The organism is uncultured Methanobrevibacter sp., from assembly GCF_900314695.1.
Taxonomy (GTDB): domain Archaea; phylum Methanobacteriota; class Methanobacteria; order Methanobacteriales; family Methanobacteriaceae; genus Methanocatella.
Window position 1 is genome coordinate 1 of the sequence record NZ_OMWD01000020.1, and the last position, 14,532, is coordinate 14,532.

Genomic DNA, 14,532 nt, shown 5'->3' on the forward strand with positions numbered 1-14,532 from the left:
TGATATAAAAGTTTCTATAATCAAATTTCACCACATCTACAAAACTTACATCATACCCGAAAAACTCAAGTACTCACAAAAGCACATTCATTATAATAATAATTTAATTAATACAATAAATATGATAAAATATAGCTACATGCGGAAAAGCAGTCATCATAGTCAGAATTGTAAATACAATATGACTTAAACCAACGCCATAAAACATATAGCACATCTAATACAGACGGAAATTATACTAACAAATTCAATTAAAAATCATTGCAATTAATATTTAAATAATTAAATACAAATATAAAATTATAAAATTTGTATTTTACTAATCATATGAACGTATATTTTTAAAAAAGATAATATTATCAAATATAACTATAACATTTAATAAAAAGTTTCGTCATACTTCCATCGAACAATCAAGTATTACAAAAAATAAAATAATTAATACCATATTTGATATTATAAATATTTCAAGACATCCCCAACAGATAATATATAAAACTTTCTATCTAATTCAAATAATAATTACTTTATATATAGGCTAACCAAAGATATTATTGGTGATAAATTATGAAATTTGGTATAGAATTCGTACCTCAAATACCTTTAAAAGAACTCGTAAGATTAGTAAAAATAGCAGAAGATGTCGGTTTTGAATACGCATGGATCACTGACCACTACAACAACAAAAACGTATACGAAACCTTAGCATTAATTGCAGCTGAAACTGAAACCATTAAAATGGGTCCTGGTGTAACCAACCCATACGTAAGAAGCCCAGCAATTTCCGCTTCTGCAATCGCTACTATCGACGAAATTTCAGAAGGAAGAGCAACCTTCGGTATTGGTCCTGGTGACAAAGCAACTTTCGATGCTTTAGGAATTGAATGGACTAAACCTGTATCCACTATCAAAGCAGCAATCGCTGACATTAACACCTTATTAGCAGGTGAAAAAACTGAAGCTGGAGCAGCTTTAGGTGGAGTTAAAAAAGTACAAGATGCAATCCCTATTTACATGGGTGCACAAGGACCTAAAATGTTAGAAACCGCTGGAGAAATCGCAGACGGTGTATTAATTAACGCTTCCAACCCTAAAGATTATGAAGCAGCTATGCCAATGATCAAAAAAGGTCTTGAAGCAGCTGGTGGAGACAAAGCATTCGACGTAGGTGCATACACTGCAACCTCTATCGGACCAGACTCAGACGCAGCTAAAAACGCAGCTAAAATCGTAGTTGCATTTATTGCAGCAGGTTCACCACCTCCAGTTATCGAAAGACACGGATTACCTGATGGATTCAACACCCAAATGGGTGAATTCTTAGCTAAAGGTGACTTCGGCGGAGCTATTGGTGCTGTAACCGATGAAGCACTCGACGCATTTTCCGTATGTGGTACTCCTGATGAGTTCATCCCTAAAATTGAAGGCTTAGCTGAAATGGGTGTAACTCAATACGTAGCAGGATCCCCTGTAGGTAAAGACGTAGAAGAATCCATTAAATTATTAGGAGAAGTAATCGCAAGTTTCTAAACTTGCTACTTTTTTCTTTTTTTATTTTTTTAAACCTTTATACACAACTTAATAACATACTATTTTTCTAACACAATTTTTAATTATAACAAAACCATAATTATATAATATTCATTTATTATATTGCAGGTATTATAATGGAAATTGAAAATTTATGTAAAGAAATCAGACAAAGGGCTTTTGAGCGAAAAGATCCAAAGACTCCAGAACAGGTTGGTGCCAGCTGGTACAATGATGATTTAACATACAGTGGCGTTTCAAAAACATTATTCATCATATTGCCAACACCAGGCTGTGCATGGGCACTTGGAGATAGTGGCGGATGTACAATGTGCAGCTACGTATCAGATTGCACTCTGGAGCCAATCGATACACAAACAATCCTTAGAATTTTTAACGAACACCTACAAAGACATCCAATAGCTGAGGAAGATAAGATTTCAGTTAAACTCTTTGCATCAGGCAGCTTCTTAAACCCATATGAACTTCCTAAAGATGCCCGTGATGAAATTCTGAAAACATTGGTTGACCTTGGAAATGTCAAAGAGATTATTGTTGAGTCACGGCCAGAATATGTAAAAGAGGATGTACTTGATGAAATTTTTGAAATTATAGGAGATACATTATTTGAAGTAAGCATTGGTCTTGAAACTTCAAATGATTATACACGACTTAATAAAATCAATAAAGGTTTTACAAAAGAAGACTTTGAAAATGCAGTCAAATTAATGCAAAACATGTCTGAAAACAAAGGATACAATTTGAAATCTAAAGCATACATCTTTGTAAAGCCAATTTTAATTTCTGAAGCACAGGCAATTGATGAAGCAATAGAAACTGCTCGATATTGCGATTCAATTGGAGTAAACAGACTTTCATTCTGCCCTGCAACAATTCATGGAGGAACAGTTATCGAAAGATTATGGAGACAAGGCGCATATCAGCCACCATGGATCTGGTCTTGCATTGAAATAATCAATACAGTACGTGATGAGTTGGACATACCTGCACTTTTGGACACATCAGGATTTGGTTCAAGAAGAGGCCCATACAATTGTAAAAAATGCAATAAAGATTTAAAACATATGATAATAGCCAATAATTTAACACAAAGTAAAATAGAATATGACTGTGAATGTAAAGAAGAATGGTTAGCTGAAATAGAAAATAGTGATATGAACTCATCAACCGTTGAAATAAAACACATTCCATTATATTAATATAATTTAAAATAGTAAATAGTTATTAGGAGGAAAAATTATATGAAAACTAAATTCATTAGTTTATTAGCCATTATTCTAGGATTACTTATTATAATATTTCCAGTAATGGGAATTGTTGGCGTTAATGGCTTAATTAGCTTATCAGTATTATTAGTATCCATATACTTGCTTATCGTTGGAACCAGCATAATTGATTACAATAAAACCGGAGCAATATTGAATTTGCTTTTGGGATTAATACTATTGCTGTTAAGTATCTTTTTAATATACAATCCAGCATTCCTTGGAGTTATAGCAGGATTGACATTATATATTGCTGGAATAATGTTGATTGTTGTTGGACTTGTTTCATTAATTAATAACCGTAGCACAAGATATGGTTTTTACATTGGAATAGCTGGAGTAGTTCTTGGATTATTATACCTGATTATTGGAACATTCATTACTGATCCTATTGTTCTTGGTACATTAATCGGAGCATGGTTAGTGATTAGCGGAATTTTAAAGCTGATGGATGGCTAAAGACTATCCATATAATTTCTTTTTTTTTTGGTGTTTATATTGATTGGAATCAGCGCTGATTTTGACCCTGTTCACAAAGGTCATGAAAAATTAATCAAGGAAGCATGTAAAATTGCAGACAGTGAAGGCAAAAAGGTAGTTGTCTATCTGAATAAGGGATTTAGTGCGAATCATGCCCCATTTTTTGTAAATTTTGAAGCCCGTCGTGAAATGGCACTGGCTTTAGGTGCAGACGAAGTCAAATCATTTGAAGGGTTGCACCACAGACTTATATTATCATACAGCGTCCCAATAAGACTCCAGCAAATGATTGATGATGGAGTTACAGATTATATTACTTCAGCAAGCATCAGCCTTGATGAAATCAAATCCAAAGCTCAAAAATTCATTGATGAAGGCAACTTCGTTGGAATGCCAAAACATTATACAAACAGAAATGAAATTCGTTGGTATGCATTAAATGAATTTTTAGGATCCAAATTAAATTTCCATGTAGTGAAGGAGTTGAATAAATCCGAATACTCCGGAAGATTAATTAGACAGTCAATTATCGATAATGGAATGTCCATTCCATCAAATATTTATAAAGTACTCCCAAAAACCACTGTTGAAATTCTTGAACGGGAAATTGCTTTGGGCAATGTTCCGGGCAATAGAAATTGGGACGAAATATATAAAAGAATGAACACATATTCCAGAGGAAATCTAGAAAAAATAGCTTACCTGAATGGGAAAACCATTAATGAAATTATTAAACGAAGAGTTTACAGAGACCCAGAATCAATTTGGGCAGTTTTCAGAAGGTCTGAATATGGTCCGGTCATGACTCGCCTAGCCATCAGTTCCATTGAAATGAATGTCAGCAAAAAAGAAGTAATGGATCTTATGAAAAGTTATGAAGAAAAAGGAGTTATTCCAGAAAATCAGAAAGTTCAAAAGGTAATTGACAGAGCATGGTATGTTGCAAGCATGACAGATGAAGGTGTTAGTGCTCGTGAAGCTAATGATGAGTTTAGAAGCAAAAACATTGCCGTTGATGCCCCGTCAACTCTGGAAGCGGGACTTAACTTAACCAAATTTGAAAGCAAAATCACCAAAGAAGGCATTGCCACTGACCTGTATGTTGACAAAAAAGGAAAAATTTCAGTTCAGTTCAAAAGTGAAGGAAAAAAGATAAAAACCAATTTAAGATTGCCTGCACGTGAAGTGACATATTTAAGATATATTATGGATTCTCATTTTATTCCGGTTAACGGAACTATAAAAAAAGCTAAAAAAGGGTTTAAAGTTATGGTTACAATCGGCTGAATTTATCCAAAGCAGCTTTAACCATTATTAGTTCGTTTTGACTGAAACACTCGATAATTTCATTTAATTCTTCACTTTTTCTTTTTGAATTGGCTAAAGTGTTTTTGATTCTGGACAATGAACGGTTCTTAAAGTCACCACCCTCAGTTACGGAAATTACATCAAAAAATTCATCTTCCAGATTATAATTTTGAGCAATCTGATAAGATTCTATCAGAAGTGCTGAAAGTGTTTTGGTATAAGTGCTTCTGAGTAATTTTAAAATAGCAACATCACCGATTTTATCACTTATCACCACAACATCCAAAAAATCATTCAAAAACAACAATTCATCAGCGCTTTTACCTGAAATGTAAAGTGTTGGATTGTCAGAATCAATTTTTCCAATAATTGCCCCATCAATCAAATTATCAACATATTTGTCAATTTCTAAAGTTGACTCTGGAGAGATATTGTTTAAATCCAAATAGATTCCTTTCACGCATTTACCGTATTTCTTAGCTATCTCTATGGATGATGCTGGAGATGTGGCTGAAATCAATAAATCCGATTTGGCTGCTACCTCCCTAAAAGATGACACCACATCCACATCCGAATTGTCAATGGATTCGATAGTGGATTTTGACCTGTTTTCTTTGGATGTTATAAATTTAATATCATCTAATTTAATTAACTTTACAAGATTTTGACAAACTTTTCCAAAGCCAATCAAACCAATTATCATAAAATCACTTATTTTTTAAAAAGAAGCATATCTTTTAAATTGACACCAATATCACGAGCAATAGTATTGCATTTAGCACATAATAAGAAATAAACATCTTTATCAGATAAGTCGATTTCAGTCAGTCCTTCATAATTGCCCATTCCCTTGGATATGACAAATTCATGAGAGTCAAATATCTGCCTAAATTCATCTGAGATTTCACTGTCAACATAACCTACAGTTCCAGCACCAATCTCCACAATTTTTCCAAATTCATCAAGGCCTGCTTCAAGAGCTTCCTTCATGCATGCATCATTTAAGATAGGTTCTGATTTAACTGCAATTGTAATGTCCAATTCATATTCCTTAATTTTTGCCATCAATAATTTATCAAAGACTATTTCGCCAGTGTTATCCACCAAATACAATACTTTATCATGTTTTTTGAGTGAATTTTCAAATTCAACAATATCCTTAACGGCAAGTTCATCATTTAAGGAATCATTTATTATTGCATCTATATCATCATCTAATGTGAATGCTCCAAAATCCAAGATATTACCTATGATAGCTATCTTCACATAATTTTCCAAACTGTCATTTTCTTTGAGAATTTCCTTTACAATAGGCAAATATTTTAAAGCTATTTCATTTCCTTGGATTTTTTCCCTAAAATATGGATCTTCACAGCCTGTTTTGCTCTTGATAATATTGTGCATCATGGACCCTGTTTTATTGGAATTGGTGTCTTTTGAAAAGTTATCCGCCAAAAAATTAAATATATCATTCATGATTTCAATTTTAAGCAAATCATCATCACAGGACAAATCCATTGCTTCACGAGCCTGCCTTAAAAAACAAGGGCCACATTCATAACTAATCTTCAATATTAACCACCATAAATAATTTGAACTAATTGAATTTCATCACCATCATTGATTACCGTATCTTCAATGACCAAATCGCCATTCTGCTTTGATACAATGGTTTGTGGAGACAAATCCATATCGTTTAATAAATCTTTTATTGTATAATCATCATTGGGTAAATCCCTTTTCTCATCAATACTTTTATATTTTAAAATAAATGACATTTAATCACATCCCAATTCTTCTAAAAATGAACATGCTTTGCATAATCTGTTTGCAGAAGGTTCACCACATCTTTCACATCTGCCATGAGCATAATCTTTTTTAAGCTCTTCCTTTAAGATTCCCTTGATTTTATCATATCCTCTCAGAGTTGAGTATTTTATTGTAGGGTGCTTTTCTGCCAATTGGTTGATGACTTCTGAAACTTCACCTCTGAAAGATTGCATCGCATATGGGCAGCTGTCAAAATGAACTTCCAATTCTTTGGCAACGACATAAATACCTATTTCACGTTCCGGAATTTCCCTTAACGGTTTGATTTTAACTGTGAATTCTTCAGCTTTGGATTCAGTTTTTGCACCTAATTTGGTTAGATTGTCAGTGTTTCCTTCAAGATAATTCATCATGATGGCCTGCACTTCATCATCCAAATTATGCCCGGTTGCAATTTTAGTTGCTCCCATTTCACGAGCTGCCTTGTTAATGATTGTTCTTCGGAATACTCCGCAATATGTGCATGAGCCCTTATGATTTTCCCTTTGCATTATCTCATCCAAAGTGATGCCGTATTCCTCCTTTAAAGACACAACCTTGTGTTCAATACCAAGGCGCTCCGCATGTCTTACTGCAATATCCACGCCATCCTGGCGATAATTGTCAATTCCCTCGTCAACAGTTACGGCACAGATATCGATGACATTCATTTTGCGAAAACTGTTAAGAATCTCCAATGTGGTTACACTATCCTTTCCGCCTGAAAGAGCTACCAAAACCTTGTCTCCCTTGTCCAGCAATTTCTCTTTTCTAACTGTTTTAATAACTTTTTTTTCAATTGATTCAATAAAACAGTCCTTGCACAATAGCTGACCGGATTGTTCTCGTTTAATAATAACTTTTGGATTGCTGCATTTACTACATTTCATTTTATACTACCTACATTTGCTCTACAAATTGAGCCAATTGGTTTAAAGTATTTACCTCAAAGACCTGTGCTCCAACATCCTGATACAGTGAAACACAGCTGTCAACTACATCCCATTTATTTCTATCTTCAGGATTCAGGATGATGACCTTTTTGGAATCCCTTACAATTTCTTCAAGCACATCAACACTTGCAGGTTTTCCATTGACTTTAGGTCCTGACCAATCACGGCAATCAGACAATATGATTACATAAGATTTATTGTTGATTTTTGCCATGTCCTGAAACTGTGTGAATGAAGAGTACATGTCTGAAGTTCCATGAACCATCATGTTTTTAACTCTCAAGTCCTTAACTTTAACAAAGGAATCCAATAGGTATTCTTCCTTTAGTGCATGAGTGGTTTCAATTACCTTATTGTCAAATTCGAATGTTCTTGATTTTTTGAATGCTGTTTGGGCTGAAAACATAAGCATGAAAAACCAGCTGCTGATCCACTCACATGAACCGCTTATATCATTTAAAAACAGGTGCTCGTTTTTATGTGGTCTCGGTTTTGCCTTAACAAGCTCAAATGGAACGCCACCATACTTCAGATTAGCCCGGATGGTCCGCCTAATATCAATTTTATTGGTGTTGGTTTGAACTTTCCTTCTTGAACGTTTATTTGCAATTCTTTTACCTAATCTCTGACAGATTTCAAGCATACGCGGGTCGAACCTGTTGAGCTTGGTTAAATCCTTGTTCATCAGCTCGCCGTCTCTTTCAAGCTGCTTGACCTCTTCAAGAAGCGGTTGGCCGGACAACATCTTCAGCTTTTCATTGTTGATTCTTTCCTTATTTAATTTTCTGAAAGCATTATTGTTCTTTTTGATGACATACTTATTGGATTTGGGTCCGGCACCCTTATATGCAGTTCCGCGCATATCCTTTTTTGGATTTTCCTTTTTAACTTCCTTTTTAAAGATTCCATCAAAAACCTTATTGAATCTTGGAATATCGTATTTGTCTTTGACATATACCGACATCAATGCGTTTTTCAAAAGCTGCCTGTCATCTTCACCCAAAGCCATATAAACCTGAACTGCTGATTGTGTGCTTCTTACACTGACCGGCAGCCCCTTTTGCCTAAGCTGAGCGGATAAAGTTGCAATTTTATTAATCATTTTATCTTTTATCTAAAATATCCTTAACAACTCTTTTTTTATCGCTTTCATTTTTGATGGCTACACCAATACTGTCTTTTAAAGACTTGTCCATATCTTTAGTTCCCAGATTGGAAACAGATCTGACCCAATCGACAGTACCCCTTACAGAAGGTTTTTTCATTAAATTGAGATTGCGTATTTTATGGACAAGATTAACTATGGTTGATACGGTTTCATCATCAGCTTCAGGTATTTTTGATTTGACAATTTCAATTTCCCTTTCAACAGTAGGGTAAGGAATATATAAGAACAAACATCTGTCTTTAGTTTCATCAAGCAGAGATCTTTGAGAATTGGATGTTAAAATAACAATCAAATCATTTTCAAGTTGAAAAGTTCCTAAATCGTTAATGGTAATTTCCTGTTCGCCCAATGCCTGAAGCAGAAAACTTTCCACTTCTTCATCAGCCTTATCAATTTCATCTATCAACAGTACTGAATCGTTCTTATTTAAAAATGCATTAAGCAATGGTCTTCTAATAAAAAATTCCTCATCAAAAATTTTATCTTCACCATTTGAATCATTTTTTGCAGCTTCCAAATGCAACAATTGTTTTTGATAATTCCATTCGCCGACAATTTGTTCAAAAGTAATGCCTTCATAGCATTGTATTCTGAAAAAATCCCTTTCAAAAGTTTTAGCTATTACTTTGGCAAGTTCTGTTTTACCTACTCCCGGAGGACCTTCAATAAGCATTGGCTTTTGAAGAAATAACGCCAAATATAAAGTAGTTGAAATTTCGTCATTAGAGACATATTCCGCATCCAATAATCTTTTGTCAATATCTTTTATAGAAATGTTATCAACCTGCAATGTGAAACCTTCATAAAATTTAATTATACATAAAATTTAATTATAAAATCATATAAACTTTATTGTAACTTTTTATAAAATGAATTATTAAATTAATAATATAGACAAAAAATGGAGGTAAAAGATGGAAAAAGAAAATACGATTATTATTGCATTAGTAGTTCTTATCATTATTGTTGCTGTAGTGGCCGTATTTGTTACTGGCGTAGGAATGCACTTAAATAATAGTGACCCTGTTGTAAACAAAACAGCTTCAAATACAACACATACTAAAAATATTACTGCAAATTCAACAGCTACAAGCGATTCTTCATCTGGTGAATCAAACGGTCCAGTCCGCGATACTGGAATGTCTGCTCCTAGCGAGGATTCCAGTGATTCAGGATCAAGCAGTGAATCAAGTTCAGATTCTTCATCACAAGCAAGTTCAAGTGAATCAAGTAGCACTCCTCAAGCAGGACAATCTGCAGACGCTGCCAATTCAGGCGACTTTGATTAAAACTATTTTTTTAAATCGTCAGGATTTTTGAATAATTCAAAATCCTGAACATAATCTTTACCCGTAACCATTGCAATTTCTGCTTTTTTAAGTTCAGAACCCAAGTATGCTGCATGTTCCATACGGGTAACCAATTCTTTTGTAATTATTTCTTCATATATTTCTTTTGCAGTATGGCCGGTGATTACCAAATCAGCCTTATTCTTTTTAAAATGAGTAGCTATGATGCGACTTTCACTTACGGTAGTTCCATAGTCAACTGTGATTTTAAAGCTTCCTGCCTTATCCCTAATAAATTTCAATGGCCTTTCCTGTTTGATTTCAGGAACTCCATCAAGCTCATTAACAATTACATCATTTCGTTTATGCTTATCCTTAAATACGACCATATTAATTCCCAAATCCTTCGGGATAGATTTTCTATTTTTTGCAAGAAACATCATTTTAGATGCAGTAGCCAATTCATAGACACTACCTCTTGTTTTACCACTTTCTTCAGGAGTAAACAGAATGCTTGCACCCAATTCCATACCAATTCCAGCAAGCAATACATTTACACCGCCAGAATCAGCATCCATTAATTCAGTGACATTGCCTACACCAAAAAACATTGGCGCCTTATTGGTTTTATGAAATTCATGGCAAGCTATAAATGATTCGACAATACTTGAACTGTTGACCGGATCCAAAATCAAATCTGCAACATATGTTAAACCTTCAGTATCCTTGATTAACTGATGCATAGCTTCAACTCTTTCAGAAGGGGATTTGGGAGATTTACCCTGTGAAAAATTGGTCGGAAGCAACACTGCAGGAATATTTTTTTCTATCAGCAAATCTTTAATTTCAGAATTGTTCCCCAAATCCAAACTCAAAACAAAATCAATCCCATTTTCAGCTGCAACTTTGATTTCTTTAGGATTTAAAGTGTCAATGCTCAATGGCCTATCTCCGACAATTGGGCGCAACGTTTTTATCAGGTCGGGAATTTTATCTGAAAAATCCTCACCGGCAGCCATTCCAATGTCAATCATATCCGCTCCGGAATCAACAAAATATTGGCATTTGTTAATCAATGCTTCCTTGGATAGGAATGGTGCATTGGCGATTTCTGATAAAACTCTCATTGGGAAATCCTCACCCACAGGAAGGTTTCCAATTAAAATATTATTAGGTTTTTCAAGAAGTTTGGCGATAGTTTCATGGTCTTTTTCAAATTCTTCAATAAATTTGAATGCCTCATTTCTTTTTTCTTCTTCAATCAATTTATCTGCAGGTTTATCTTCAGAAAGGTCAATGTTTCCTATTAAATTTAAAACCATTGCCAAATCAGCACCGTCTGTAGATCCTTTAAATGTTGGAATTCCAAGTTCTTTTGTAATTTCTTTTGTTCCTTTTTTAATCAATCCAGGAACCAAAATCATGTCAATTTCATCCAATTGATTTGAAAAGTTATTTTTTACTTCCTTAATTATTTGTCTAGGAGTTAAAAATGCAGCAACCTGAGTATTGTCTGCAATATGAACTATTATATCTTGTTTTGAATCTGAAACTACTTCTTTGATTAAAGGATATGCCAACTCACCAGTGATTATTAAAACTTTCATGTTCTCCCCACACATTTTCTAATAATATATTATTAAATAATTATTATATTAACTCTTTGAAAATTAATTATCCAACAATAATAAGAATTGTTAAAAAACTTATAATAAATTCTAGAAAATATAATAAAGACATAAACTGATTTATTAAAAGGATAAACAAAAATCTAATTATTCATTCAAAATTAACCAACAAATTTACTTAAAAAATAATAAAATTACATAAAATTTATATATTTTAGAATTTATAATGATTATACATGATAAATATATGGAGGAAAAATTAATGATTGAAATTCGTTTTCATGGAAGAGGTGGACAAGGTTCCGTAACTGCTGCTGAAATCTTGGCTAAAGCAGCATTCAAAGACGGAAAATATGTTCAAGCTTTCCCATTTTTTGGAGTTGAACGTAGAGGAGCTCCAGTAATGGCTTTTACAAGAATTGATGATGAGCCAATCGATTTGAGATACCAAATCTATAACCCGGATTATGTTTTAGTTTTAGATGATGGTTTATTGAATGTAGTGGACGTATTTTCAGGAATTAAAGACAATACCGAAGTTATTATTAACACTACAGAATTTAAAGGCAGTGGAGAACACAAAGTATACGATATTGATGCAACTGGTATTGCACTTGATATGTTAGGACGTAATATTGTAAACACAATTATCCTAGGATATTTTGCTAAAAAAACCAATGTAGTAAGTATTGAATCTCTTGTAGAAGTGATTAGAGAAACCTTCCCTGGAAAAATTGGTGAATTGAATGCGGAAGCTACTCAAAAAGCTTACGAAATGGGGTAAAAAGGTGAGATGATGGTAAATATAGGATGTGTAATAACAACACCAGGAAGTAGTAAAAACAACAAAACTGGAAGCTGGAGAACATTCAAACCTATCTTGGATAAAGAAAAATGTATTGACTGTGACAATTGTATTGTATTTTGTCCAGATTCCAGCGTGAACAAACAACATGATATTGATTATGATTACTGTAAAGGATGTGGAATTTGTGCATATGAATGCCCATCCGATGCAATCGAAATGGTAAAAGAATAAAGAGAGTGATTTAATGATAAGAGAAGTAATGACCGCAAACAAAGCAGTTGCAGAAGCTGCAAGATTGGCTAAGCCACAAGTTATTCCTGTTTATCCAATTACTCCACAAACTACAATTTCAGAATATTTAGCACAATATGTTGCTGATGAAAAAATAGATGCTAAATATGTTAAAGTAGAATCAGAACACAGTGCAATAAGTGCTGCAGTTGGAGCAAGCGCTACTGGAGTAAGAGTATTTACAGCAACATCTTCACAAGGATTAATGTTAATGCACGAAATTTTATTTGCAGCAGCAGGTATGAGAACACCATTCGTATTGGCTGATGCAAACAGAGCAATTTCTGCACCATTAAATATTTGGAACGACCAACAAGATTCCATTGCACAAAGAGATGCAGGATGGTTACAAATATATGTTGAAAATGCACAGGAAGCATTGGACACTACTTTAATGGCATACAAGATTTCAGAAAATCCTAAAGTATTACTCCCATCAATGGTATGTTTAGATGGATTTATTTTAACCCATACAGTCGAACCTGTAGAAATTCCAGACCAAGAACCTGTAGATGAATTTTTACCTCCATACAATGCTCAACATGCATACCTTGATCCAAAAGACCCAATGTCCATTGGTAACTTAGCTGACCCTGATTATTATCTTGAAGCTAGACACGACATGCAAGTGGCAATGGAAAACTCACTTGAAGTAATTCAACAAACCTGTGATGAATTTGCAGAAATATTTGGAAGAAAATATGGTCTTGTTGAACCTTACAAAACTGAAGATGCTGAAATCATTTTAGTTGCTATGGGTTCACTTTGCAGTACCATCAGAGTTATTGTTGACCAGTTAAGAGAAAAAGGTGAAAAAGTAGGTTTACTTAAAATCAGGGCTTACAGACCTTTCCCAGTCGAAGCAATTGACGAAGCAGTTAAAAATTGTGAAAAATTAGCAGTGATTGATAAAAACGTAACCTTCGGTATTGGTGGAGCATTATACACCGACATTAAAGCAAAAATACACAAAGAAGCTTACGGATTTATTGCGGGTTTAGGTGGAAGAGACATTACACCTGATGCAATTTTGGAAGTTTATGAGAAAACTAAAAATGTGCCTGAAAAAGAAGTCACATGGATTGGACTTAAGGAGGAATAGATATGGTGGACATACCTGATAAAAATTTATTGGCACCTGGACACAGAGGATGTGCAGGTTGTGGAGCATCTATTGCAGTCAAATTAGCTTTAAATGCTTTAGGAGAAAATACTGTAGCTATTTCTGCTACCGGTTGTCTTGAAGTTATGACTACACCATACCCTGAAACTGCATGGGAAGTTCCATTTATTCACGTAGCATTTGAAAACTCCGGTGCTGTTGCATCCGGTGTTGAAAGTGCATTAAGAATTCAAGGAAAAGAAGATGTTAATGTAATCGCTTTCGGTGGTGACGGAGGAACTGTAGATATTGGTTTACAATCCCTTTCAGGAGCTATGGAAAGAGGACACAACATGACTTACATCTGTTATGATAATGAAGCATACATGAACACAGGTATCCAAAGAAGTGGTGCAACACCATTCGGTGCAACAACTACTACATCCCCTATGGGAAGCGCCAGTTTTGGTGAAGACAAACCTAAGAAAAACATGCCTATGATTATGGCAGCACATGGAATACCTTATGTTGCTACAGCATCAATAGCATTCCCTGAAGATTATGTTAAAAAAGTTAAAAAAGCTGCAGAAACTAAAGGTCCTGCATATATCCATTTACAACAACCATGTACAACAGGTTGGGGATTCTCTTCTGAGAAAACCATCGAAATGGGTAGATTAGCTGTTGAAACTGGATCTTGGATTTTATATGAAATCGTGGACGGCAAATTCGAAATCACTTACAGGCCTGAAGAACGTAAACCTGTAAAAGAATATTTAGCCCCACAAAAAAGATTCAGACACTTAAATGATGAAATAATTGATAAAATACAAAAATATGTCGATGCAGAGTGCGATGAACTAGGCTTATAGGAGGAAAA

At 34.2% G+C, this 14,532-nt stretch carries 16 protein-coding genes; 9 read left to right on the forward strand and 7 right to left on the reverse strand.

The window, feature by feature from the left end:
* The first annotated feature begins 567 nt into the window (after positions 1-567).
* From mer to QZN45_RS07540, 4 genes are all read left to right on the forward strand, one after another.
* On the forward strand, positions 568-1,530 hold the full coding sequence (mer, locus tag QZN45_RS07525) for a 5,10-methylenetetrahydromethanopterin reductase (RefSeq protein WP_292882687.1): 963 nt from the start codon (positions 568-570) through the stop codon (positions 1,528-1,530).
* 137 nt (positions 1,531-1,667) lie between these two features.
* Positions 1,668-2,750 carry an archaeosine biosynthesis radical SAM protein RaSEA gene (locus QZN45_RS07530; protein ID WP_296812249.1) on the forward strand — a complete coding sequence of 361 codons (1,083 nt, stop codon included), beginning with the start codon at positions 1,668-1,670 and terminating at the stop codon, positions 2,748-2,750.
* A 42-nt stretch (positions 2,751-2,792) separates the two neighbouring features.
* Entirely contained in the window at positions 2,793-3,275 is a 483-nt protein-coding gene (locus QZN45_RS07535; protein WP_292609186.1) for a DUF308 domain-containing protein, read from the forward strand.
* A 30-nt stretch (positions 3,276-3,305) separates the two neighbouring features.
* On the forward strand, positions 3,306-4,583 hold the full coding sequence (locus tag QZN45_RS07540; protein WP_292609259.1) for an adenylyltransferase/cytidyltransferase family protein: 1,278 nt from the start codon (positions 3,306-3,308) through the stop codon (positions 4,581-4,583).
* Here QZN45_RS07540 and QZN45_RS07545 read toward each other — a convergent pair.
* The 6 genes from QZN45_RS07545 to QZN45_RS07570 are packed head-to-tail and all read right to left on the reverse strand — an operon-like array spanning position 4,570 to position 9,324.
* Positions 4,570-5,307 (reverse strand): NAD(P)-dependent oxidoreductase, encoded by a 738-nt coding sequence (locus QZN45_RS07545; RefSeq protein WP_292609188.1) that lies wholly within the window; start codon positions 5,305-5,307, stop codon positions 4,570-4,572. The two genes, QZN45_RS07540 and QZN45_RS07545, sit on opposite strands and share 14 nt — an antisense overlap.
* 8 nt (positions 5,308-5,315) lie before the next feature.
* A complete protein-coding gene (locus QZN45_RS07550) occupies positions 5,316-6,176 on the reverse strand; it encodes a DUF89 domain-containing protein (protein WP_292609190.1) in 861 nt (286 codons plus the stop codon).
* A gap of 2 nt (positions 6,177-6,178) precedes the next feature.
* Entirely contained in the window at positions 6,179-6,382 is a 204-nt protein-coding gene (locus tag QZN45_RS07555; RefSeq protein ID WP_292882693.1) for a MoaD/ThiS family protein, read from the reverse strand.
* Positions 6,383-7,303 (reverse strand): TIGR00269 family protein, encoded by a 921-nt coding sequence (locus tag QZN45_RS07560; protein WP_296800544.1) that lies wholly within the window; start codon positions 7,301-7,303, stop codon positions 6,383-6,385. It lies immediately after the preceding gene.
* Between the two features lie 10 nt (positions 7,304-7,313).
* Positions 7,314-8,468 carry a VWA domain-containing protein gene (locus QZN45_RS07565; protein WP_292609196.1) on the reverse strand — a complete coding sequence of 385 codons (1,155 nt, stop codon included), beginning with the start codon at positions 8,466-8,468 and terminating at the stop codon, positions 7,314-7,316.
* Between the two features lies 1 nt (position 8,469).
* Positions 8,470-9,324: a MoxR family ATPase gene (locus QZN45_RS07570; RefSeq protein ID WP_296812252.1), complete on the reverse strand. Its 855-nt coding sequence runs from the start codon at positions 9,322-9,324 to the stop codon at positions 8,470-8,472.
* A 124-nt stretch (positions 9,325-9,448) separates the two neighbouring features.
* On the opposite strand from QZN45_RS07570, the gene QZN45_RS07575 reads away from it, so the two are divergent.
* A complete protein-coding gene (locus QZN45_RS07575; protein ID WP_296812253.1) occupies positions 9,449-9,823 on the forward strand; it encodes a hypothetical protein in 375 nt (124 codons plus the stop codon).
* A 2-nt stretch (positions 9,824-9,825) separates the two neighbouring features.
* On the opposite strand, the gene QZN45_RS07580 is transcribed toward QZN45_RS07575, so the two are convergent.
* On the reverse strand, positions 9,826-11,430 hold the full coding sequence (locus tag QZN45_RS07580) for a dihydropteroate synthase-like protein (protein WP_296812254.1): 1,605 nt from the start codon (positions 11,428-11,430) through the stop codon (positions 9,826-9,828).
* Positions 11,431-11,713: 283 nt separating this feature from the next.
* Between QZN45_RS07580 and porC the strand changes: the two genes are divergently transcribed.
* Genes porC through porB form a run of 4 tightly spaced genes read left to right on the forward strand, consistent with a single transcriptional unit; the run spans position 11,714 to position 14,524 of the window.
* Positions 11,714-12,235, forward strand: coding sequence for a pyruvate synthase subunit PorC (porC, locus tag QZN45_RS07585; RefSeq protein ID WP_295116090.1), 522 nt, complete (start codon positions 11,714-11,716; stop codon positions 12,233-12,235).
* A gap of 12 nt (positions 12,236-12,247) precedes the next feature.
* Positions 12,248-12,490 (forward strand): pyruvate synthase subunit PorD, encoded by a 243-nt coding sequence (gene porD / locus QZN45_RS07590; RefSeq protein ID WP_292609206.1) that lies wholly within the window; start codon positions 12,248-12,250, stop codon positions 12,488-12,490.
* Positions 12,491-12,503: 13 nt separating this feature from the next.
* Positions 12,504-13,652, forward strand: coding sequence for a pyruvate synthase subunit PorA (gene porA, locus QZN45_RS07595; RefSeq protein WP_292609208.1), 1,149 nt, complete (start codon positions 12,504-12,506; stop codon positions 13,650-13,652).
* 2 nt (positions 13,653-13,654) lie between these two features.
* Positions 13,655-14,524 carry a pyruvate synthase subunit PorB gene (gene porB / locus QZN45_RS07600; protein WP_394340026.1) on the forward strand — a complete coding sequence of 290 codons (870 nt, stop codon included), beginning with the start codon at positions 13,655-13,657 and terminating at the stop codon, positions 14,522-14,524.
* Positions 14,525-14,532 lie beyond the last annotated feature (8 nt).

Coding starts and splice junctions, on each gene's coding strand:
- mer (WP_292882687.1), top strand. CDS start 568: ATGAAATTTGGTATAGAATTCGTACCTCAAATACCTTTAAAAGAACTC.
- QZN45_RS07530 (WP_296812249.1), top strand. CDS start 1,668: ATGGAAATTGAAAATTTATGTAAAGAAATCAGACAAAGGGCTTTTGAG.
- QZN45_RS07535 (WP_292609186.1), top strand. CDS start 2,793: ATGAAAACTAAATTCATTAGTTTATTAGCCATTATTCTAGGATTACTT.
- QZN45_RS07545 (WP_292609188.1), bottom strand. CDS start 5,307: ATGATAATTGGTTTGATTGGCTTTGGAAAAGTTTGTCAAAATCTTGTA.
- QZN45_RS07555 (WP_292882693.1), bottom strand. CDS start 6,382: ATGTCATTTATTTTAAAATATAAAAGTATTGATGAGAAAAGGGATTTA.
- QZN45_RS07560 (WP_296800544.1), bottom strand. CDS start 7,303: ATGAAATGTAGTAAATGCAGCAATCCAAAAGTTATTATTAAACGAGAA.
- QZN45_RS07565 (WP_292609196.1), bottom strand. CDS start 8,468: ATGATTAATAAAATTGCAACTTTATCCGCTCAGCTTAGGCAAAAGGGG.
- QZN45_RS07575 (WP_296812253.1), top strand. CDS start 9,449: ATGGAAAAAGAAAATACGATTATTATTGCATTAGTAGTTCTTATCATT.
- QZN45_RS07580 (WP_296812254.1), bottom strand. CDS start 11,430: ATGAAAGTTTTAATAATCACTGGTGAGTTGGCATATCCTTTAATCAAA.
- porC (WP_295116090.1), top strand. CDS start 11,714: ATGATTGAAATTCGTTTTCATGGAAGAGGTGGACAAGGTTCCGTAACT.
- porD (WP_292609206.1), top strand. CDS start 12,248: ATGGTAAATATAGGATGTGTAATAACAACACCAGGAAGTAGTAAAAAC.
- porA (WP_292609208.1), top strand. CDS start 12,504: ATGATAAGAGAAGTAATGACCGCAAACAAAGCAGTTGCAGAAGCTGCA.
- porB (WP_394340026.1), top strand. CDS start 13,655: ATGGTGGACATACCTGATAAAAATTTATTGGCACCTGGACACAGAGGA.